22 protein-coding genes are annotated in these 20,215 nt (G+C 71.6%); 2 read left to right on the forward strand and 20 right to left on the reverse strand.

Annotation, left to right across the window (positions count from 1 at the left end; genetic code table 11):
* Window positions 1–3: 3 nt before the first annotated feature.
* The 13 genes from AB0I12_RS13495 to AB0I12_RS13555 form a co-directional block, all read right to left on the reverse strand.
* On the reverse strand, window positions 4–495 hold the full coding sequence (locus tag AB0I12_RS13495; protein ID WP_359928868.1) for a DUF2231 domain-containing protein: 492 nt from the start codon (window positions 493–495) through the stop codon (window positions 4–6).
* 69 nt (window positions 496–564) lie between these two features.
* Window positions 565–1,011, reverse strand: a complete 447-nt coding sequence (locus AB0I12_RS13500) for an FMN-binding protein (protein ID WP_359928870.1) — start codon at window positions 1,009–1,011, stop codon at window positions 565–567.
* Window positions 1,008–1,244, reverse strand: coding sequence for an FMN-binding protein (locus tag AB0I12_RS13505; RefSeq protein ID WP_359928872.1), 237 nt, complete (start codon window positions 1,242–1,244; stop codon window positions 1,008–1,010). Before AB0I12_RS13505 ends, AB0I12_RS13500 begins: the two co-directional genes overlap by 4 nt.
* Before the next feature lie 319 nt (window positions 1,245–1,563).
* Window positions 1,564–2,985: a ferredoxin reductase family protein gene (locus AB0I12_RS13510; RefSeq protein ID WP_359928874.1), complete on the reverse strand. Its 1,422-nt coding sequence runs from the start codon at window positions 2,983–2,985 to the stop codon at window positions 1,564–1,566.
* Window positions 2,986–3,008: 23 nt separating this feature from the next.
* Window positions 3,009–4,241, reverse strand: coding sequence for a HAMP domain-containing sensor histidine kinase (locus AB0I12_RS13515; RefSeq protein WP_359928876.1), 1,233 nt, complete (start codon window positions 4,239–4,241; stop codon window positions 3,009–3,011).
* Entirely contained in the window at window positions 4,238–4,897 is a 660-nt protein-coding gene (locus tag AB0I12_RS13520; protein WP_359928877.1) for a response regulator transcription factor, read from the reverse strand. Before AB0I12_RS13520 ends, AB0I12_RS13515 begins: the two co-directional genes overlap by 4 nt.
* On the reverse strand, window positions 4,894–5,643 hold the full coding sequence (locus AB0I12_RS13525) for an FAD:protein FMN transferase (RefSeq protein WP_359928879.1): 750 nt from the start codon (window positions 5,641–5,643) through the stop codon (window positions 4,894–4,896). The genes AB0I12_RS13520 and AB0I12_RS13525 overlap by 4 nt, the downstream gene beginning before the upstream one ends.
* 61 nt (window positions 5,644–5,704) lie before the next feature.
* Complete coding sequence (locus AB0I12_RS13530; RefSeq protein WP_359928880.1) at window positions 5,705–6,316, reverse strand: DedA family protein; 612 nt, start codon at window positions 6,314–6,316, stop codon at window positions 5,705–5,707.
* Window positions 6,317–6,362: 46 nt separating this feature from the next.
* The gene (locus AB0I12_RS13535; RefSeq protein WP_359928881.1) at window positions 6,363–7,028 is read right to left on the reverse strand and encodes a CBS domain-containing protein; all 666 of its coding nucleotides are present in this window, start codon (window positions 7,026–7,028) and stop codon (window positions 6,363–6,365) included.
* Complete coding sequence (locus AB0I12_RS13540; protein WP_359928883.1) at window positions 7,028–7,876, reverse strand: universal stress protein; 849 nt, start codon at window positions 7,874–7,876, stop codon at window positions 7,028–7,030. The genes AB0I12_RS13535 and AB0I12_RS13540 overlap by 1 nt, the downstream gene beginning before the upstream one ends.
* A 14-nt stretch (window positions 7,877–7,890) precedes the next feature.
* Window positions 7,891–8,784 carry a fructose-bisphosphate aldolase gene (locus AB0I12_RS13545; RefSeq protein WP_359928885.1) on the reverse strand — a complete coding sequence of 298 codons (894 nt, stop codon included), beginning with the start codon at window positions 8,782–8,784 and terminating at the stop codon, window positions 7,891–7,893.
* 126 nt (window positions 8,785–8,910) lie between these two features.
* Entirely contained in the window at window positions 8,911–9,882 is a 972-nt protein-coding gene (locus AB0I12_RS13550; RefSeq protein ID WP_359928886.1) for a DUF2157 domain-containing protein, read from the reverse strand.
* Between the two features lie 70 nt (window positions 9,883–9,952).
* The gene (locus AB0I12_RS13555; protein WP_359928888.1) at window positions 9,953–10,852 is read right to left on the reverse strand and encodes a universal stress protein; all 900 of its coding nucleotides are present in this window, start codon (window positions 10,850–10,852) and stop codon (window positions 9,953–9,955) included.
* A gap of 148 nt (window positions 10,853–11,000) precedes the next feature.
* Between AB0I12_RS13555 and AB0I12_RS13560 the strand changes: the two genes are divergently transcribed.
* Window positions 11,001–11,816, forward strand: a complete 816-nt coding sequence (locus AB0I12_RS13560; protein ID WP_359928890.1) for a sigma 54 modulation/S30EA ribosomal C-terminal domain-containing protein — start codon at window positions 11,001–11,003, stop codon at window positions 11,814–11,816.
* Here the strand turns inward: AB0I12_RS13560 and AB0I12_RS13565 are convergent.
* From AB0I12_RS13565 to AB0I12_RS13595, 7 genes are read right to left on the reverse strand one after another with little or no spacing between them, the layout of a single operon-like run.
* Window positions 11,791–13,425, reverse strand: coding sequence for an NAD(P)-binding protein (locus tag AB0I12_RS13565; RefSeq protein ID WP_359928891.1), 1,635 nt, complete (start codon window positions 13,423–13,425; stop codon window positions 11,791–11,793). The genes AB0I12_RS13560 and AB0I12_RS13565 overlap by 26 nt on opposite strands.
* Window positions 13,426–14,415: a thiamine pyrophosphate-dependent enzyme gene (locus AB0I12_RS13570; RefSeq protein WP_359928893.1), complete on the reverse strand. Its 990-nt coding sequence runs from the start codon at window positions 14,413–14,415 to the stop codon at window positions 13,426–13,428.
* 21 nt (window positions 14,416–14,436) lie between these two features.
* Entirely contained in the window at window positions 14,437–15,612 is a 1,176-nt protein-coding gene (locus tag AB0I12_RS13575) for a transketolase C-terminal domain-containing protein (protein ID WP_359928895.1), read from the reverse strand.
* Window positions 15,596–16,186, reverse strand: coding sequence for a 2-oxoacid:acceptor oxidoreductase family protein (locus tag AB0I12_RS13580; RefSeq protein WP_359928896.1), 591 nt, complete (start codon window positions 16,184–16,186; stop codon window positions 15,596–15,598). Before AB0I12_RS13580 ends, AB0I12_RS13575 begins: the two co-directional genes overlap by 17 nt.
* A 5-nt stretch (window positions 16,187–16,191) precedes the next feature.
* The gene (locus AB0I12_RS13585; RefSeq protein WP_359928898.1) at window positions 16,192–17,157 is read right to left on the reverse strand and encodes a PEP/pyruvate-binding domain-containing protein; all 966 of its coding nucleotides are present in this window, start codon (window positions 17,155–17,157) and stop codon (window positions 16,192–16,194) included.
* A gap of 20 nt (window positions 17,158–17,177) precedes the next feature.
* The gene (gene gap / locus AB0I12_RS13590) at window positions 17,178–18,185 is read right to left on the reverse strand and encodes a type I glyceraldehyde-3-phosphate dehydrogenase (protein ID WP_359928900.1); all 1,008 of its coding nucleotides are present in this window, start codon (window positions 18,183–18,185) and stop codon (window positions 17,178–17,180) included.
* 37 nt (window positions 18,186–18,222) lie between these two features.
* Window positions 18,223–19,728, reverse strand: coding sequence for a DUF4389 domain-containing protein (locus tag AB0I12_RS13595; RefSeq protein ID WP_359928902.1), 1,506 nt, complete (start codon window positions 19,726–19,728; stop codon window positions 18,223–18,225).
* Between the two features lie 149 nt (window positions 19,729–19,877).
* Between AB0I12_RS13595 and AB0I12_RS13600 the strand changes: the two genes are divergently transcribed.
* Window positions 19,878–20,195 carry a 2TM domain-containing protein gene (locus AB0I12_RS13600; protein WP_359928904.1) on the forward strand — a complete coding sequence of 106 codons (318 nt, stop codon included), beginning with the start codon at window positions 19,878–19,880 and terminating at the stop codon, window positions 20,193–20,195.
* The last annotated feature ends 20 nt before the right edge of the window (window positions 20,196–20,215 follow it).

Consider the following 20,215-nt stretch of genomic DNA (forward strand, 5'->3'; position numbering starts at 1 on the left):
TGGTCAGGGGCGCGCGGCCCAGTTGCTCCAGCTCGCCTTGGCTCCGGAGTCACCGATCTGGACGACGTCGTACACCGCGGCAACCGAGACCACGACCGCGAGCACCGTCAGCGTCACGGTGACGGCGTTCGAGGACGGAGCGAGAAACGTGCGCCGCGCCGGCGTCCGCCCGGAGCTCTCCCGCTGCCGCCACCAGACCACCAGCGCCAGCGCCGCGACGCCGATCGCCGCGTAGATGGCGGTGTCGCCGAGCTCGGCGTGCCGGTGGACGAGAGGGTTCGCCGCGACCCGGTGCTCCAGCCATTCACCGGCGCTCGTGGTGATCGGCACCAGCACGACGACCAGCACCGACAGCGCCGCGTTCGGCCCGGCGAGCCGCCTTCGGCCCGCGGGCCAGACCGCTGTCAGCGCCAGGAGTGCCGCCGACAACGGAAGCAGGACGACGATGGCGTGCACGAGGAGCACGTGGGCGGGGAGACCGTTGACAGTCTGCATTCAGGTTCCTTCGACTCGACTCGGAGGCCCCACACTGGCAGCCGGATCTTGGGGAATTCTTGGAACCCGTCAGCCCGCCGCACGGAAGTGCGCGGCGTCCAGGGCCGACTGGAGCGACCGGCGGTACCCGTCCGAGGTGAACGTCGCCCCGGACACCGTGTCGATGCGGCCACTCTGGGCGGCGACCGCCTCCTGCTCGAGTCGTGGCAGCGCGAACGAGCTGATCTCGCGATCACGCCCTCCGGACGACGGGTAGGTCACCGCGGTCACCGCCACCAGCCGCCGCCCGCGGATGGTGACCCGCACCTGCACCGGCCCGTACCGGGTGCCTTCGGACGTCCCGTTCACCGTCACCTCACCGGAGCTGGTGCTCACGATGCCTGGTGTCGCGACGGGATGCGCGGGAGTCGACACGTGGTTCCGGCTGGACGGGTAGAGGAACAGCAGCACCAGCAGTACGCCGGTGCTGCCGCCGACCACGATGTTGCGTCGCAGCCGTTGCGAATGCGCCGTCATCGGGCACCGGCCTGGTGCGCGGCGTCGAGCGCGGACTGCAGCGATCGCCGGTAGCCGTCCGAGGTGAAGGTCGCGCCGGACACCGTGTCGATGTGTGCGCTCTGCGCCGCCGTCGTCTCCTGGTCGAGGCGCGGCACGGCGTACGCGTTGATCTGGTCGGTCTGCCCGTCGCCGCTCGGATGCTGCAGCGCGCGGGCCTCGGCGATCCGCCCGCCGCGGACGGTGATCTCCACCTGTACGGGACCGTACTGCGTGTCGGCCACACCACCAGCGACAACAACCGACTTCGTCGGCGCGCTGGTGCTCGGCCTCGCCGACCTCGTCGACCTCGCTGGCTTCGTCGGCTTCGTCGACTTGGTCGGCCTGGCCGGTCGCGGTGCCGAGCGGGGCGTTGCCGCCGGCCGGGTCCGTGGTGCGGCTTCGGGACTGACGATCGCTGCCCCTGGAGCGGTTGCCTGCGGCTGCAGGCTCGACCGGAAGGCCACCGCCACCACGGCCGTTGTCGCGATCGTCATCAGCAACCTGATCCCGCGCCTCACCCGCGCTCTCCTCTCACCACGAGAACCGTTCCTGGTGCAGTTGTCCGGCGGGCAGCCCGGCGGCGAGCACAGCCGCGCAGGCCGCATCCATCCAGCGGTCCGGACCGCAGACATAGACGTCGTACTGCGGGAGTCCCGGCACCAAGCGGCGTACGGCGTCCGCGTCGGACCAGGACGCGGCGCTCTCGGGCAGCCACGACGTACGCCCGCGCAGCCGCGGGCCGAGCAGATAGTGCAGCGTGATGCCCCGGCGGCGGGCGAGCTGCTCGAGCTCGTCGCGGAACACGAGGTCCTCGACGCTGTGCGCGCGGTACACCAGAACCGCGTCACCCGGCGCGTAGTCGAGCTCCTCGAGCAGCGCCCGCAACGGCGTGATACCGATGCCGCAGGCAAGCATCGCGACCCGGTCGGTGGCCCGCCGCTCCGCGGTCAGCCGACCGTACGGCCCCTCGACCGCGACCCGCGTTCCGGGCCGTAGCCGGGCGAGCCGGCTGCTGCCGTCGCCGGCGGCCTTCGCGGTCACCCGGAGCCGGTCCGGGGCGGGTGACGCCGACAACGAGTACGGGTTGCCCCGTGACCAGCCCGGACCGTCGAGGAACCGGAACACGAAGTACTGCCCCGCCCGGACCGGCATCCGGTGCAGTCCCCGTCCGCCGAGCGTCACAGTCACCACTCCCGGCGCTTCGTGGACGACCTCGCGCACCGTGAGGCCGTGCCGCAGCGTCCGCCAGAGCGGCAGCAGCACCCGGTACAGCACGATCGCGCCGAGCGCGGCGCCGTACGCCGACCACCAGTACACCTGCGCGAGCCGAGAGGTCGTGAAATCCGCACCGGTCCAGATCTCGTGCGGAATCGACAGCCCGACGCCCACGTACGCGTAAAGGTGCAGCAGGTGCCACGACTCGTACCGCAGCGCCCGCCGCGCGACCTTGATCGACGTGAGCACGACCACGGTCAACGCGACACTCGCCGCCGCGGCCAGCAACATCCCGCCGTACGTCGTGACCACGGTCCACGTCTCACGCAGGACGTTGTTGTGATCGCGCATCGTGTAGCCGACGAGGATCGCGGCGATGTGGACCAGCAGGAGGTTGAACGACCAGAAGCCGACCAGGCGGTGCCGCCGCGCCAGCTCGTCCTGACCGTAGCTCCGCTCGATCATCGGCACCCGCGCCATCAGGAACACCTGCACGAGCAGCAGATCCGCGGCCACCAGCCCGGACAGCCGCCCGAGCGACGTGAACAGATCAGCCGGACCGTTCAGGAGCGTCTGGACGCCGCGCCCGGACACCCACAGCGCCACGACCACCAGCACGCTCGCCCAGCAGAGCACACCGGTCAGGTCCCGCCACCAGGACGGCGTCCGTCGCGGTCGCCTGCGGACATGCGCGATGCGCGGCCGGTTCGCCACCTGTGCAGCACCGCGGTTCGTCATACTGCGACGATGACCGCGGAATCTTAGACCTTCCTTGGACCGTCGTCCGCGAGCGCGGGCAGCACGAGTTCGAAGGTCGCGCCGATCTCGCTCGGAACGAGCCGGAGCTGCCCGCCGAGCCGGTTCGCGACGTCGTGGGCGAGCGCCAGCCCGAGGCCGTAGTGTTTCCGGCCGGACCGGTGGCCACCGGAGTCGAAACGGCGCAGGACACGCTGCGCGGCCTCCGGACCGATCCCCGGGCCGGTGTCGCTCACGGCGAGGATCACCTCGCCGCGCCGGCGGCGGACGTCGATCCGGACGTCGCCGTCGCGTGGCGTGTGGTCGATCGCGTTGTCGACGAGCGCCATCGTGGCCCGCCGGACCGCGCTCGGCGACCCCAGCGCGGCCGCAGGGCCGTCCTCCGCGGTCCACCGCAGCCGCACCCCGGCCTGCTCGGCGTGCGCGCCCGCCGCCGCGGCGACATCCTGCGCGATCCGTGCCAGGTCGACCGGCTCGTGGTCCTCGGCGCCGCGCGGATCGGCCGCGGCCAGCAAGTCGTCGACGACCTCGGCGAGCCGGCGCGTGTCACCGACCACGCCGCGCGCGTCGTCGAGCAACTGGTCCTCGGCGCCGTTGCGTCGCAGGGCTCTCTCGAGGACCTGCGCACGCGTGCTCAGCAGCGTCAGCGGCGTCCGCAGCTCGTGCCCGGCGTCGGCCACGAACGCACGCTGCAGACTGAGGGCCTGCGCCAACGGCCGGACGGCGCGCCGCCCGATCAGCACGCCCAGCAGGCCGGCCAGCAGCAGCGCGAGGACGGTCGCGAGCCCCATCGCCTGCAGAAGGCGGGCGCGCTCTTTGTGGGCCGTCGCGAGGTTCAGTACCGCTTGCACCGGCCGGTCTTTCACGAGACCGGTGGCGATGCGGTACTCGCCGTCGTCGTTCTCGACCGTGATGACCTTGATCTGTTCCGTGGCCTGGCCCCGCAGCGCCTCCAGCTCCGGCGCCAGCTCGTCGGGCAGGCCTGGTGAGCTCGACGTGCCGGACGGCCCACTCATGACCAGCCAGGTCCCTGCCGGTGGATCGCCTACGTCGTCGGCGGTCGTGATGGCCGACCGGAGCAGGTCGTCCGCCGCGCCGGCCTGACCGCGCACGACGACCACGGTGACAAGGGCAATCAGCAGCAGCATCGCCAAGGCGACCAGAGCCGCTGCTTGGACGGCGACGCCGCGACCGGCCCGGCGTACCAGGACCTCGTCACCGATCGGGCTGCCGCTCACAGCTTCCCCAACCGGTAGCCGAGCCCACGTACGGTCTTGATGACGTCACGCCCGAGCTTGCGGCGGCAGTAGTGCACGTAGGTGTCGACGACGGTCTCCGACTCGGCCGCGTCGAACACGCGGTCGAGCAACTCCGCCCGGCTGAACACCGCCGCGGGCCGCGCCGCCAGCAGCCCGAGCAACGTGGCCTCCCGCTCCGACAACTCCACGGATCCGCCGTCGGTCCGCCTGACCGACCGGGCGGCCAGGTCCAGCGCACCACCCGGTACGGCGAGCTCGACGGCATGATCCAGATGACGCCTGAGCAACGCGCGCACGCGGGCCAGCAGCTCCGTCAGCTCGAAAGGCTTCGTCAGGTAGTCCTCGGCGCCCGCGTCGAGGCCGTCGACCCGGTCCGCGGTGCTGTTCCGTGCCGACAGCACGAGGATCGGCGTACCGACGCCGCGGCTCCGCAACCGCGCGATCAGGTCCAGGCCCTCCACAGCGGGCAGGCCACGGTCGACGATCATGGCGTCCACCGGCTGCGTCAGCGCCAGATGCAGTCCCCGTTGACCGTCGGGCGCCCACGTGACGGCGTACCCCTCGTCGGTGAGCACCCGCTCCAGGAGGCGGGCCAGGTCGGCGTCGTCCTCGATCACCAGGATCCTCGACGTCACACCTGCCCCCAGCCCGCCGTGGCGAACAAGTTGCCGTCAGCAAGAACACCGAGCCCCTCGTAGCCCGGCGGCAACACGGTGGGCCAGTCGTCACCGGCCACGAAGGCCGCCGTCGCGAGCACGTCGGCGCACTCCAGCGACGGACCGGTCACCGACACCGACAGCCACCGCGTGCCGGCCGGACGGCCGGTCCTCGGGTCGTACAGGTGCGCGCCCCGGGCAGCCGTCCCACTCGTCGCGACCGCTCCCCCGGTCCGCGGCACCCCGGCGATCACCTGGCCGGGATCACGCGGATCCTGGATGCCCACGGTGAACGGCTCGCCGCTCGGACACACCACGAGGACGTCGCCGCCGGCGTTCAGGCACCAGTCCACCCCGCCGGCCACCCGCAGTCGTTCACCGGCCCGCTCGACAGCCCACCCTTTCACCAGCCCCGAAGGGTCCCAGGCGGCGCCGGGCACCTGCGCGTCGAACAATCCACCGGTCGCCTCCCGCGCGGCCAGGCACCGCTCGGCGACCTCTCGCACCACCGCGTCGACGGAGTCCCAGCTCACCTCGCCCCGCGCCAGCAGACTCACCGCACTGTCCTCCCGGTACGGCGAGAACACGCGATCGATCTCCACCAACTCCGCGAACACCTCTCGCGCCGCGGCCTCCGCCCGCGCGGACCCCGCCGCCCCGCCGCGCGCGAGCACGCTGATCGGCAGTCCCATGATCTGCTCGACCCAACTCCGACGCGGCACCATGACGCAACGGTACGACGGTCACCGAACGCCCGGCGGAACCCGATCCTCCCGCGCGGCGTGCTCAGGGGTCACGCCGGCGCCGACGGCGACGGTGGGCCACGAGCAGGGCAACGGTCACGGCGACGACGAAGGTGCCCAGCAGGAGCCCGCTCACGAGGCCGAGGCGTTGTTCGAGGGCGCGGTACGAGGCTCCGGCGAGGTAGCCGCCGGCGGCGACGAGGACGGCCCAGGCGACGCCGCCGATCACGTTGGCGACGGTGAAGTGCGAGCGCCGCATGCGACTCATGCCCGCGATTCCCGGCACAAGTGCGCGGAAGGCCGCGGTCCAGCGCCCGAGCACGACCGCGGCGGCGCCGCGGCGGGCGATCAGTGCCAGCGTTCGATCGATCTGCTCACGACGGCGAAACCTGCCCGGCAGCCGGCCGAGCAGCGCCGGGCCGTGACGTCTGCCGACGACGAATCCGATCTGGTCGCCGACGACCGCACCGACCGCGGCGGCGACCATCACCGCCCACAGCGGCAGGGCGCCGGAGTGGGCCGCGACTCCGCCGATGATGACCGCGGTCTCACCAGGGACGACCAGGCCGAGGAAGGTCGATGCCTCGAGCGCCGGCAGTAGACCGGCCACCGTGATCACCAGCCACGGCGGAAGGCCGGCCAGCCAGTCGAACACCGCGTTCAGCGTCGGGACCGCCTCCTTCCGCCCGGCTCCGGATATGTCAGTAGAACGGTCCGGCCGCGCGGGCCGTGTCGTCGAACTCCCAGGTCAGCTCGTTGCGAACGCCGACCACGCCGTCCACGCCCGCGACCAGGCTGCCGGCCAGCGCGGCGGTGCTGCGCTGCGGGACCTGTCCAGACAGCGTCACGACACCTTCGAGTACGTCGATCTGGACAGCCAGCGGTTCGTCCCACAGTTGCCGTTCGACGACATCGCGGCGGACCCGGGCCAGGATCTCCTGATCCGGAGCGAGGAAGGCGCGCAGCAGATCGGACCGGGTCACGATGCCGGCGAGCTCGTCGCCGTCCATCACGACCAGCCGGGTGATCCGGCGTGCCGCCATCAACCGGGCGGCCTCGTCCAGCGTGCAGCCGCCTTCGATCGTCACGGCCGGGCTGGACATCAGCAGCTGGGCCGTCGTCGCGTCCGCCTTGGTCCGCGTCCCGCCGCGCTGCCAGGGTCGGCGCGGCCGGCGCTGGAACTCCTCCTTCCGCAGCAGGTCGGTCTCGGAGATGATGCCGACGACACCGCCGAACGTGCTGCGCACGGGCACCGCGCTGATGTGGTGCTCGGCCAGGACGGCGGCGACGGTCTTGAAGGGCGTGTCCTCGGCAACGGTGACGACGTCCTTGGTCATCACGTCCGAGGCCGTCAGGTAGTGACGCATCATGACTCCTTGGCCCGGCGGACGATCGCGACCGGCGACGCCGCATGGTGGAGAAGACTCTGACTGACCGAGCCCATCAGCAGCCCGGCCACGCCGCCGCGGCCCCGGGAGCCGACCACGACGAGCGAGGCGGTCGCGGACCACTCGATCAGTCGCGCAGCGGCCCGGCCCGCCACGACGGACGCGTGCACGGTGACCGTGGGGAACTTGTCCCGGTACGGCTCCAGGCTCTCCGCGAGCCAGTTCGTCAACAGCTCCTCGGTGCTGTCGATCGACGCCGTGTGGTCGGCCTGCGGCTGCCAGCAGTACACGACCTCCAGCCGCTCACCGGTCCGCGCCGCCTCCTCGAAGGCGAAGCTCAGGGCGTTCTCCGAGTCCGGCGACCCGTCGTTGCCTACGACAACGGGTCCGGCGCGGCGTTCGCCGCGGACGACGACAACCGAGCACGGCGCCTTCGCCGCGACCGCGGTCGCCACCGAGCCCAGGAACGCGGCCGACATCTTGTTCCGCGAGCGGGTCCCGACGACCACCAGCTCGGCGTGCTCCGCCTCGGTCAGCAGCGCGTCCGACGGATCGGTGTTCGCCAGCCATCCCGAGCCGCGCTCGTACCCGAGCCGGTCGCGGGCGTACCGCACCGCGGCGTTCAGCTCGTGCTCGAACCTGTCGAGCGGCATCGGCGGCGGGAGATACCCCTCGGCCCCGACAGCCGGCCAGCGGCTGGCCTCGTCCAGGTACGCACGGACCACCCGGACCGGCAGATCGCGCTCCGCGGCGGCCTCCACGGCCCAGTGCAGCGCGATCTGCGCCTCGGGCGAGTCGTCCACACCGACGAGGATGTACTTCGACATGACGGGAATTCCTTTCATCGACTGGGGTGCTGGACGAGGATTTCCTTGAGGCCGTCGACGAAGGCCAGCGACTCGTCGTACCCGCGCTGCCAGACGTTGCGGCCGAAGATCAGCCCGAGCCCGCCGGCGTCCATCGCCTGCTCGGCCTTGCGGTACATCGCGTCGTCGCCGGCCCGCTCGCCGCCGGAGACCAGCACCAGCGTGCGGTTGGCGGAGCGGACCACGCCGTCGATCGCCTGCTGCGGCGAGAAGATCTCCTCGTACGGCGGCTTGACGGCGTCGCGCTTGTCCGGGTGCGGGAAGTTCACCTTCACCACATCCGCGCCCAGCTCGCTCGCGACCCGCGCGGCGTAGTCGACGGCGTAGAACGAGTCCTTGCCGCCCTTCGCCTCGATCGCCGAGCCCCGCGGGTACGCCCAGACGACGAGCGGCATGCCGAACCGCTCGGCGTCGGCACGGATCGTCCGGTACTGCGCGAAGTCCGCCTCCTGCGCGGGCGATCCGACGTACAGCGTGTAGCCGACCGCGTCGGCGCCCAGCCGGACGGCGTCCTCGACACTCGCGTGCACCGGGGACAGCGCGGCGGCGTCCGGCGGGATGTCGGTCTTGCCGTTCAGCTTCAGGATCAGCGGGATCTCACCGGCGTAGTCCCAGAAGAACTTCTCCGCCAGCCCGATCTGCAGCGCGACCCCGTTGAACTCGCCGGCGATCGCCAGTTTCATGATGTATGCCGGGTCCGACGCAACCGGGTTCGCGAAGAAGTCGCGCGGCCCGTGCTCGAGACCCTGGTCGTACGGAAGGAACAGCGCCGTACCGTTGCGCAGGCCGTGGTCGAACAGGATTCGCCGCAACCGCGCCTTCTTGCCGGCGTTCAAGCCGAGTTCGTTCAGAGCCGGCCTGGTCTGCATGATGCTTACCTCCACTCACTCAGCCCCACGTCCACTGTCGTCCCGCCGCATTCCGGACGGCAGAGGCGACGGGCCCGGTTCCGCCGGGACCTTGGACCGATGGGCAGTCGACGTTGATCGAGGGGCTCAGTCACGGTTGTGGCCCTTCCCTCGCTTGGCTGTGTAGACCGCGGCCGTGACGAGCAGGGCGCCGACGACCAGCAGCACCAGCGGGGCCGCGAGTTCGCCCGGGAACCACTCGTTGACCACGACCGGCAGGACGTTCAGGGCGCCGAGCGCACCCACCGCGAGCAGCAGCAGGTCGCGGACGACCACTGCCAGCACCACGACGGCCACGACAGTGCACAGCGCGAGCACCATCCCGACGGTCGTCGGCAGTGTCATCAACGCGCCGATCAGCGCGGCGGCGGCCGCCAGCGCCTGGACCTCGCGGCGCGGCTGCACCGTTCCGAACCACCCGAGCAGGAACCAGATCCCTCCGGTGGTCCAGACGGCCAGCCCCGGGAGGTGAGGGTCGGTGGTCAGCTGGGCGACGGTCGCCCCGGCCGCGACCATCGTGGCCACGAAGAAGGCCGCCTGCTGCGCGAGGCCGGGCAGGCGCCACCAGAGCACCGCGGCGAGCACGGCAGCTCCCCCACCGGCGACCATTCCGATCGCGCTACCGTCCAACTCCAGGACGAGATCGGCGAACAGCGCGAGGAACGCCCCGGTACCTGCGGTGCACAGCAGCCACAGCACGGACCGCAGCCGGACACCAGGAGCGCTGTGGACCGGGACCAAGGCTCCGGCCAGCAGCAACGCGGCCGCGGCACCTCCGACGACGGCGAGTTGACCTGTGTCTCCCAGCTCGCTCCAGTACTGCGCACTGATCAAGCCGGCGGCCACCATCACGATCACGCCGCCGAGGTACGCGAGGGCTTCCACCACCAATGACGTACGGCCGCGGCCGTCGGCCGGAATGTCGTGCGCGACGGGGTGCGGACTACCGTCGAGTTCGGCGCGCATCCGGTCGGCCTGCGCGGACGTGATGAGGCCATCGGCCAGCCAGTGGTCGACGAGATTCGACATCGACCGTCGATCGCTGGCGGATGTCTTCATATGTCCAGCGTCTGTCGTACGGTCCGCGCTCGGCAGGGCCGAATGTCCTGTGCTGGGTAGGGCCGACGGTTCAGCGCACGACAGCTACCGGGCAGGTCGCGTGGTGCAGGACGGCGCGGCTCACAGATCCGAGCAGGAAGCCGCGGATCCGGCCTCGGCCGCGCGATCCTACGACGAGCAGGTCGGCGTCGCGAGACTCGTCCTCCAGCACCCTCGACGGCGCCCCGTGCACGACTGTCTCGGTGACCTTGACGTCCGGATGGTCGACCGTCTGACCGGCGACCGCCTCGCTCAGCAGGACGGCGCTGTCCTCCTCCAGTGCGTTGAGGTCGTGGACCGGGAACAGCATGTCGCCGGGGCCGGTGCTCTGCGGGTCGTGCCACGCGAGCACGGCCGTGACCGAGGCGTCGGTCTGCTCGGCGAACTCGAACCCGAACGCGACCGCGTTCCAGCTCTCCGCCGATCCGTCGACACCGACGACGACCTGGCGCGGGCCTTCCGGCCGCGGCTGCCAGTCCGCCGGTACGACGACGACCGGGCTGGTCGCATGGGTGGCGATATGAGCCATCACCGAGCCTCCGGCGAGCTCACGCAGTTCGCCCAGACCGCGGGAGCCGAGCACCAGCAACGAGGCGCCGGCGGCTTCCCGCAGCAGCACCGGAACCGGGTCGCCGATCACGACCTCGGCGTCGATCAGCACACCGGGGTATGCGTGACGGATGTCCCGGCAGGACTTGTCCAGCAGCCGCTCGGCCGCGCGCCCGAGGGCATCCGTGCCGAGCGCGACCGCGGCGCCGCCGCTGCCGCGCAGGGCCGGCCAGGGCATCACATGGATCATCCGCACCCGGCGCCCGACCCGCTGCGCCGCCCCCGCGGCCCAGCGCGCCGCCGCGTCGCTCGCCGCCGAGCCGTCGTAGCCGACCACGATCGGCCGCCCCTCGAACCGCCGTACCTTGCCGGACCCGTCCACGGAAGCTCCTCTCGCCGTGCCCCCGATCCTGACCGCCGGAACGCCCGTCGTGGCAGGGACCAACGGCCCTGTTTCGGGGCCCAACGGACCTGCCCTCCGGGCGGGCACGGTGCGACCGTGGGGGCTGTGGCCGAGATCAGGGGGGACGATGAGCACTGAGAGTCATGGCGCGGTGCCGTTACGCGTGGTACCGCTGCGGGCGGTCGCCGCGATCTCGGTCAGTACGGCGGGGATCCTGCCGACCGACGCCGCGGCGGTGGTCCGCGAGCACCTGGCTCCGATCCTCGGGACCTGGGCGCCGCACAGCCGGGTGCGACTCACGCGCTTGACCGAGCCCGGTCTGCTCCGGCCGCTGGTCGCCCAGATCGACGTCCAGCTGAGCGGCGGTCATCGCGTCCGCGCGCAGGTCGCCGCCGCCACGATGTCCGACCTCGTCAGCCTGCTCGCGACCCGCACCATCGAGCAGTTGCACCTGTTCCCGTCCGTGCTCGCCGAGTGCCTGCGGCAACAGGTCACCACCCTGCCGCCGCCCTCGCCGCCCGAGCTGCTGCCGCCGGCCGGCCGGCGCGTGACCCGTCACAAGGGCTGCCACCCGACGGCGATGACGGCGGCCGAGGCGATCACCGTTCTGGAGGCGATGGACTACCGCTTCCACCTGTTCCGCGAGAAGTACAGCCGCCAGGACAGCATCGTGATGCGCTCCGGCCCCGGCCGCTACCGGATCTTCCAGTCCCGGCCGAACCCGCTCGGCCTCGAGGCCACCTCACCCCCGATCGCGCTCGCCGTCGCCGAGTGGAGCACCATCCCGCAGGCCGTCGCCCGGCTCGACCTCACCGGCGCGCCCGTCGACATCTTCACCGAGAAGTTCACCGGCCGCCTTCACGCCCTGTACGCCCGCTTCGACGGCCATTACGCCCTGCTCGGCTCCACCGCGCCCGTCACGAACGCTCACGGACCATGGTGATGGCTCCGCTCGGGCACTCGGCGGCACAGAGGCCGCAGCCCTTGCAGAAGTCCAGGTCGATCTCGTAGAGCTTGCCGGGCCCGAGCTTGATGACGGCGTTGTCGGGGCAGACGCCGAAGCAGTTGTCGCACTCCAGGCAGTTGCCGCACGACAAGCAGCGCCGGGCCTCGAACAGTGCGGTCTCGGCGGTCAGTCCGGCGGTCACCTCGTCGAACGTCGTGATCCGGCGCGCGACGTCCAGCTGCGGCCGTACGGTCGCCGGCGCGTCCGAGTAGTACCAGGTGTTCAGCCGCTCGTACGTCGCGAGCTCCGGCCGGTCCGGATGCGTGTACGCCGTACCCCGCAGCCACGCGTCGATGTTCCGCGCGGCCTGCTTCCCGTGGCCGACGGCCACCGTGACGGTCCGTTCGCCGGGCACCATGTCGCCACCCGCGAACAAGCCCGCCCGGCCCGTCATCATCGCGGAGTCCACCTGCACGACGCCGTCGGCGACGGTCACCTCGGGAAGGTCCGCGACGAGCGCCAGGTCGGCCTGCTGCCCGAGGGCGAGCACCACCGAGTCCGCGTCCAGCTCCTCGAACTCGCCGGTCGGCTGCGGGAACCCGGACTCGTCGAGGCGCATCTTCTCGATCCGCACCCGGTCGTCCCCGGCGTACACGATGGTCGACAGCCAGCGCATCCGAACGCCTTCCTCGAGCGCCTCCTGGACCTCGATGTCGTGGGCCGGCATCCGCTCGCGGGTCCGCCGGTACACCACGACCGCGTCCGCGGCGCCGAGCCGCCGCGCGGTCCGGGCGACGTCCATCGCGGTGTTGCCGCCGCCGTACACCGCGACCCGGCGACCCAGCAACGGCCGCTCGCCCTTCTCCAGGCCGGCCAGCATCGACACCGCGTCGACGATGCGCGCGGAGTCGCCGGCCGGGATGTCGGCCCGGCGGCCGATGTGCGCGCCGACCGCCAGGAACACGGCGTCGAACGCGTCCAGTTCATTGTCCAGGTCGGTGACCGCGCGGCCGAGCTCGAGCCGGACGCCGAGGTCGGCGATCCGGCGGATCTCGGCGTCGACGACGTCCCGCGGCAGCCGGTACGACGGGATGCCGTACCGCATCATGCCGCCGGCGTCCGGCGAGTCGTCCCGCACCGTCACCTCGTGACCGAACCGCGCCAGGTGGTACGCCGCGGAGAGCCCGGACGGGCCCGCACCGACGATCAGCACCCGCTTGCCGGTCGGCGCGGCCTCGACCGCGACGGACCAGCCCTGCTTGATCGCCTCGTCGCCCAGGAAGCGCTCGACCGAGTTGATCCCGACCGGTTCGTCGAGCGTCGCCCGGTTGCAGGCGGTCTCGCACGGCCGGTAGCAGACCCGGCCCATGACCGCCGGGAACGGGTTGTCCACCATGATCCGGCGCCAGGCGGCCTCGTAGTCGCCTTCCTCGGCGTGCGCCAGCCACTCCTGGATGTTCTCCCCGGCCGGGCACGCGTCGTTGCAGGGCGGCATCCGGTCCAGGTACACCGGCCGCTCGGTCCGCCACGAACCGGTCTTGTTGGCCAGGCTCGATCCGACGTCCAGCGTGATCGCGTACGGGTGCACGCTGTTTGCCTCAGGCATCTACATCACCTCGTCGGGTTCGGTCAGGCCGAAGGTGCGGACGGTGCGGTCCGCCTCGGCCTGGATCCGGCTGATCAGGTCGTCGCTCGGGGTGTCGCCGAACAGGTGCGCGAACCGGCCCTGCGGCCGCAGGTAGTCGACCACCGGGCGGAGCCTGCGGATCCGCGTCACATCGGTCACCTCACCGTCGACGGCCTCGAACACCGGGAAGATCCCGGTCTCGGTGGCCAGCCGGGCGATCCGGATCGTCTCGTCGGACGCGGTCCGCCAGCCGAGCGGGCACGGCACGAGCACGTGCAGATAGCGCGCGCCGTGATACCCCATCGCCTTGGTCACCTTGTACTCCAGGTCGCGCAGGTCGGCGACGGTCGCGGTGGCGACGTACGGGATCCGGTGCGCCATCGCGATCAGCGGGAGGCTCTTGCCCTGGCCGAACGAGTTCCCGGCCGGAGTCGTGGTGGTCACGGCCCCGTGCGGAGTGGCCCCGGACCGCTGGACACCGGTGTTCATGTAGCCGCCGTTGTCGTAACAGACGTACAGCACGTCGTCGTTGCGCTCGAACATGCCGGACAGGCACGCCATACCGATGTCGACCGTGCCGCCGTCACCGCCCTGGCCGACCACGCGGACGTCGGTGCGGCCCTTCGCCTTCAAAGCGGCGGCGACACCGGTAGCCACCGCGGGCGCGTTGCCGAACAGGGAATGCAGCCACGCGACCCGCCATGACGACTCGGGGTACGGCGTGGAGAAGACCTCCAGGCAGCCGGTGGCGTTCACCGTCACCGCTCGGCTGCCGGCAGCGCGCATCACGGCGTCCAGCACGTACCGTGCGCCGAGCGCCTCACCGCAGCCCTGACAGGCGCGGTGGCCCATGGTCAGCGAGTTGGTGCGGTCGGCGTCGGCCTGTACCGCGCGCTGGTCGGGGGCGAGCAGCCGGTTCCCGACCGCGAAGCTGCCGGTCTGGTAGAACTTGATCCGTTCCGCAGGCATGATGCCTCCTCCGATCGCTGCTCAGCCCGTACGGCGCAGTTCGCGCTCGACCACGTCGTCCTTGAGATCCAGGAAGGTCAACGGGTCGAGACGGCCGGCGGCGGCATCGGTCAGCATCGCCCGCAGCGACGCCTTCGTCACCGGCCGCCCGCCGAGACCCGCGATCACCGTCGCGATCGACGCCTCCGGCACGCTCCCCCGGACGTCCGCGGCGACGATGCCGCCCATCCCCACCGCGAGCGCCCGCTCGAGCACGACCACCCGGCGAGCGCCGCGCAGCACGGCCCGCACGGCACTCGACGGGAACGGCCGGAACGTCGTCACACCGAGAACCCCGATGCTCAGACCTTCCGCGCGGAGCTCGTCGACGGTGTCCTTCAGCGTGCCCAGCACCGAGCCGAGCGCCACCACCACCGTGTCCGAGCCCAGGCATCCGTACGGCCGGACCAGACCGCCGGAGCTCCGCCAGAACTCCTGCGCGAACTCGTCGGCGATCCTCGGAATCACCGTCAGCGCCTCCCGGTGCCGCTGGTGCGCGAGGTAGCGGACCTCCATGAACGCGTCCGGCCCGACCATCGCGCCGATCGTCATCGGGGCGTCGGGATCGAGCACCTGCCGCGGCCGGTACGGCGGCAGGATCGCGTCGACCTGCTCCTGCGACGGTACGTCGACGCCCTCGACCGCGTGCGTCAGCACGAACCCGTCCATGCACACCATCACCGGAAGCGACAGCTCCTCGGCGATCCGGAACGCCTGCACATGCAGGTCGGCCGCCTCCTGGTTGCTCTCGGCGTACAGCTGGATCCAGCCGGAGTCGCGTTGCGACATCGCGTCGCTGTGGTCGTTCCAGATGTTGATCGGGGCGCCGATCGCCCGGTTCGCCACCGTCATGACGATCGGCAGGCCGAGCCCCGACGCGTTGAACAGCGCCTCGGCCATGTAGAGCAGGCCCTGACTGGCGGTCGCGGTGTACGCGCGGGCGCCGGTCGCCGACGCGCCGATCGCGACCGACATCGCGGCGAACTCCGACTCGACGTTCACGAACTCGCACGGTGCGAGCCGGCCGGAGGCGACCAGCACGCTGAGCGCCTCCACGATATGGGTCTGCGGCGAGATCGGGTACGCGCAGATCACCTCGGGACGGCAGCGCGCGACGGTTTCCGCGACTGCGCGCGAGCCCTCAATCTGTGAGCGCATGAGCTGCCTCCTCGAGGGTCGCCCGGGCCAGGTCGTAGGCCGCGCGAACGGCCGCGACGTTGCCCTCGGCAACCTGTCCGGTGAAGCGTTCCCGGACGACGGCGACGACCGACTCCGGCCGCACCTGCCCGGTCAGCGCGGCGAACGCGCCGAGCAGGACGGCACCCGGCAACGGACGGCCCAGATGGGTCAGGGCCAGCTCGGTGGCCGGCACCGTCAGCACCCGTCCGGGACGGAACCGCCGGACGAAAGCATCCAGCCCGAGCTCCGCGAGCGAACAGGACGTGTTGATCAGCAGGTACCCGTCGTCGCCGAGACCGCCGAACACGTCGATGTGATGGATCAGCGTGGCGTCCTGGACGATCAGCGCGTCCGGCTCCGCCACCGGTTCGTGGGTCCGGATCGGACGGTCACCGATCCGGCAGAACCCGACGACCGGAGCGCCCGTGCGCTCGGAGCCGAAGGTCGGGAACGCCTGCGCGTGCCGGCCCTCGGTGAACGCGGCGACCGACAACAGCTCGGCGGTCGTCACCACTCCCTGGCCGCCGCGGCCGTGGATCCGGATCTCGAACACGGCCGTCACCCGCGCCGCGGGACGGCGGCGGACCGGCCGCGCGCGGCGATGGTCACCGTGGGCACCGCCCACGGACGGACCTCGACCACGAAGAGGCTCCCGGTCACCCCGTCCTTGGCCCACTCCAGCGCCATCGGGCGCCGGAAGTGCTGGTCGGCGGCCACCGACCAGGCGGCGATCTGCTGCAGCTCGTCGTCGGTCAGCACCAGAGCCATCCGCTCGTCGTACGTCGTCGGAACGGTCCGCGTCCCGCGCGGGTCGCCATACACGACCTTGGTCAGCTTGGCGCCGCGGTGCCGCACGATCAGCGGCCGGCCGCCGGGGTGGACCGAGTACAGGTCGGCGTCACCGGCGGGCGGCTCGCCCAGACCCCAGGTCGCCCGGATCCGGACGAACGTGCTCTCGCCCCGCGCCGTACCGGAGGCGCCGAGGTCGGCGCGCACCATGGTCTGCACGGTCACCGGCATCACGGCGTCGAGGTGGTCCAGGCCCATGGCCTCACGGTTGCCGACGGCGACCGTGCCGAACAGCGACGCGAAGCACCGCCGGCAGGCCGCGACCACGTCCGCGCCGGTGCGCAGGTGCAGGAACACCTCGTCCTGCACACCGTCCGCCCCGTCGACGGGGCTGCACCGGACCGCGACGTCGGTGCCGTCGCCGCCCAGCTCGTCGTACGCGGTCAGGATCTCCTCGGCGAGCGCCGGCGGCATCGGCGCGTCGCGGAACGCCGTGCGGATCTCCGCGGCGGCCACGACCAGATCGCAGCCGGCCCGGAAGCGGCGGATCCACTGCGCGATCAACGGGTCGAGCCGGGTCTCGCGGACGAACTCGCGGTACGCCGCCGCGGTCAGCGCGAACCCGTCGGGCACGCGGATGCCCTCGCCGGCCAGCGCAGCCAGCCGGGCAGCCTTCACCCCGACCCGCTCCGATCCGACGTCGCCGTCGAGCCGTACGACGTACTCGGTGTTCATCTCTCCTCCAGAGCTGCTGGTCAGAGCGAGGCGGCGACGAGCTCGGTCAGGTCGACCAGACGGCTCGTGTAGCCCCACTCGTTGTCGTACCAACCGAAGACCTTGACCAGGTGGTCCTGGACCTGGGTGAGCTGCGCGTCGAAGATGCACGACGCCGGGTCGCCGACGATGTCGCGCGACACGATCGGATCCGTGGTGTAGCGCAGGATCCCCTTCAGCGGACCGGCCGCGGCCTCGGCGAACGCCTGGTTCACCTGCTCGACCGTGACCGGCCGGGAGACCTCGGCCGCGAGGTCGGTGAGCGAGCCGTCCTCGATCGGCACCCGGACCGCGACGCCGTCGATCTTCCCGGCCAGCTCCGGGATCACCAGCCCGACCGCGCGGGCCGCGCCGGTGCTGGTCGGGATCAGGTTGACGGCGCCGGACCGGCCGCGCCGCAGGTCCTTGTGCGGGGAGTCCAGCAGCACCTGGTCGTTGGTGTAACTGTGGATCGTCGTCATCAGCCCGCGCTCGACGCCGAACGCCCGGTGCAGCACCGACACCATCGGCGCCACGCAGTTCGTCGTGCACGAGGCGTTCGAGACGACGTCGTGCGCCGCCGGGTCGTAGTCGTCCTCGTTCACGCCGAGGACGACGGTCGCGTCGACGTCCTTGCCGGGCACCGACAGGATCACCTTGCGGGCGCCGGCGATCAGGTGCGCGCCGGCGCCGTCGCGGGTGCGGAACTTCCCGGTCGACTCGATCACGATGTCGGCGCCGACCGCGGCCCAGTCCAGCCGGGCCGGATCACGCTCGGCGGTCGCGCGCAGCCGCCGGCCGCCGACCGTGATCGTGTTCCCGGTGTGACCGACCTCCACCTTCAGGGGGCCGTACGTCGAGTCGTAGCGGAGCAGGTGCGCGAGCGTCTCCGGTGCGGCGATGTCGTTGACCGCCACCACCTCGATGCCGCTGGATCCGCGCTCGAGCACACAGCGCAGGTAATCCCGCCCGATCCGCCCGAACCCGTTGATCCCCACTCGTACGCTCATGATCGGCCCCTCCGTCGGTCGGCTGTGTTCCTCCTTCTCATTGCATCGGCGAAGGCGGCGGTGCTTGCAGGGCCGAAGGTCCCGGCTGCGGCCGCCGGACGACCGCGAGCACCACCATGGCCAGCCCCAGCAGCAGCGTCAGACCGGCGCTCACGAGCACCACGATCCAGACCCACTCCAGCGCGGGTGCGGTCGCGCCGGCATCCGCGCGGACCGTGACGTTCCCGCTGCCGTCGGCGGCCATCACGACGAGCGTCCACTCGCCGTTGTCGATCGGCCAGGTGATCGACTGCTCCCCCGGACCGGAGGCCTGGACCCGCCAGATGCCGGCCTCGGTCGGCGGCACCGGCGGCGGACCGCCGGCGTGGTCGACGTACGCCGGCCGGTTCATGCCGATCGACCGGACGGTCGCGTAGCCGACACCGTTCAGGTACGTCCGCACGTCGGCCGACCTCGCCAGGCCGACGAACACCGGGATGCCCTCGGTCGAGGCCACCCGAACCCGTGCGTCACCGAACCAGTCCCGTGGGACGTTCGTCGCGCCGGCGTCGATCGTGATGTTCTCGCTGACCAGCGCGTAGCCGCTGGTGCTCAGCGTCACGTGGCCGGAGTTGACGAAGCCGGCCGAGTCCCGGCGGCCCTCGTCGAGCCAGGCCAGCGTCCCGCCGACGGTCAGGCCGAGGACCGAGGCCAGCGTCACGACGATGCCGAGGACCAGCGCGACGACCCGTCCGGCTGTCATCCGCGGCCCTGACTGCCCGGGCGGCGCCGGCGGCGGCCCTGACTGTCCCGGCGGGCCTGACGGCCCGGACTGGATCGGCCGGTCCTGCGGCCGGTCGGCGAGCGGCGGGCCGCCGGGCGGCGGCTCGTGCAGCCTTGTGGTCCCGGGGTCGTCACCGCCCATGTCGAGGCGGAACGGCGGGTACTGGTCGACCATCAACCCGGCGTACGCCGCCACCCGCAACACCCAGCGGTTCATCCCGAGCACCAGGTCGAAGACCGAGCGCGGGTACTGCCCGGTGAACAGCAGCACGATCGCCGCCACCAGGACGAGCAGACCCACCAGCCCGCCGCTCCAGGCCCAGAACCGGTCGTCCGCCTGCGTCGCGAACCAGGTCCCGCTGCCGACGAAGAAAGCGACCACGATGTACTGCGGGATCGCCAGCAACCACCACTTGACCAGCACCAGGCCGCGCGACAGGTGCTCGGGGTACTTCACCTCGAGGTGCGCCGGGTAGTCCGGCACGTCCTGCAGCGTGAACGGCGGGTACTTGTCCGTGCCCAGAGCGCCGTACGCGTAGAACTGCACCCGCCACGACCAGCGCAGTACCCCGACGTTGAACTCGAAGATGCCCCGCGGGTACCGGCCGGTGAACAGGATCGCGAAGAACGCCACGAAACTCAGCAGCGCGAACGCGATCCACAACACCGCCAGCACGAACAGGTGCGGGATCACCAGCACCCACTTCACCAGCCACAACCAGCGATTCAGCCGGTCGTCGAGTGCCCCGTCCACCCGGACCGGGTACGTCGTCGTACTCATCACGTCCTCCCCTGCGTCCGTTGTCTGTGCGTCATCCGTCCCTGCCAGCGTCGAACCGGATCGGGCCGGACCAGCAGGGCCGAAGGTCCCGCCGAAGGCACGTCTTGCTCCCCTGACCGCCCACCCGGCGGCAGCGCACGGTGGAGATGATGAGCAAGGAGGCAGTGATGGACGAGAAGGTCGTCGATCGGCCGCTGCCGGCCGACGCCGACGAGAAGTTGCGCGAGCAGGCGGTCGAGGAGCTGCACAAGCGTCGTGACCTGGCCGGTCACGTCCTCGCCTACCTGATGGTGAACACGTTCCTGGTGGTCATCTGGTACCTGACCGGCGCAGGGTTCTTCTGGCCGGCCTTCCTGCTGTTCGGCTGGGGCATCGGCCTGACCTTCCACGCGTGGGACGTGTTCTGGCCGCAGCCGAGCGAGAGCGCGGTGCGGTCCGCGATGGACCGGATCCAGCGCCGCCGCTGACGCCGCTCATTTCTGGCCGC

The organism is Kribbella sp. NPDC050459 (assembly GCF_040655315.1).
GTDB lineage: Bacteria > Actinomycetota > Actinomycetes > Propionibacteriales > Kribbellaceae > Kribbella.

Coding starts and splice junctions, on each gene's coding strand:
- AB0I12_RS13495 (WP_359928868.1), bottom strand. CDS start 495: ATGCAGACTGTCAACGGTCTCCCCGCCCACGTGCTCCTCGTGCACGCC.
- AB0I12_RS13500 (WP_359928870.1), bottom strand. CDS start 1,011: ATGACGGCGCATTCGCAACGGCTGCGACGCAACATCGTGGTCGGCGGC.
- AB0I12_RS13510 (WP_359928874.1), bottom strand. CDS start 2,985: ATGACGAACCGCGGTGCTGCACAGGTGGCGAACCGGCCGCGCATCGCG.
- AB0I12_RS13525 (WP_359928879.1), bottom strand. CDS start 5,643: ATGGTGCCGCGTCGGAGTTGGGTCGAGCAGATCATGGGACTGCCGATC.
- AB0I12_RS13535 (WP_359928881.1), bottom strand. CDS start 7,028: ATGCGTCACTACCTGACGGCCTCGGACGTGATGACCAAGGACGTCGTC.
- AB0I12_RS13540 (WP_359928883.1), bottom strand. CDS start 7,876: ATGTCGAAGTACATCCTCGTCGGTGTGGACGACTCGCCCGAGGCGCAG.
- AB0I12_RS13545 (WP_359928885.1), bottom strand. CDS start 8,784: ATGCAGACCAGGCCGGCTCTGAACGAACTCGGCTTGAACGCCGGCAAG.
- AB0I12_RS13550 (WP_359928886.1), bottom strand. CDS start 9,882: ATGAAGACATCCGCCAGCGATCGACGGTCGATGTCGAATCTCGTCGAC.
- AB0I12_RS13560 (WP_359928890.1), top strand. CDS start 11,001: ATGAGCACTGAGAGTCATGGCGCGGTGCCGTTACGCGTGGTACCGCTG.
- AB0I12_RS13565 (WP_359928891.1), bottom strand. CDS start 13,425: ATGCCTGAGGCAAACAGCGTGCACCCGTACGCGATCACGCTGGACGTC.
- AB0I12_RS13570 (WP_359928893.1), bottom strand. CDS start 14,415: ATGCCTGCGGAACGGATCAAGTTCTACCAGACCGGCAGCTTCGCGGTC.
- AB0I12_RS13575 (WP_359928895.1), bottom strand. CDS start 15,612: ATGCGCTCACAGATTGAGGGCTCGCGCGCAGTCGCGGAAACCGTCGCG.
- AB0I12_RS13585 (WP_359928898.1), bottom strand. CDS start 17,157: ATGAACACCGAGTACGTCGTACGGCTCGACGGCGACGTCGGATCGGAG.
- gap (WP_359928900.1), bottom strand. CDS start 18,185: ATGAGCGTACGAGTGGGGATCAACGGGTTCGGGCGGATCGGGCGGGAT.
- AB0I12_RS13595 (WP_359928902.1), bottom strand. CDS start 19,728: ATGAGTACGACGACGTACCCGGTCCGGGTGGACGGGGCACTCGACGAC.
- AB0I12_RS13600 (WP_359928904.1), top strand. CDS start 19,878: ATGAGCAAGGAGGCAGTGATGGACGAGAAGGTCGTCGATCGGCCGCTG.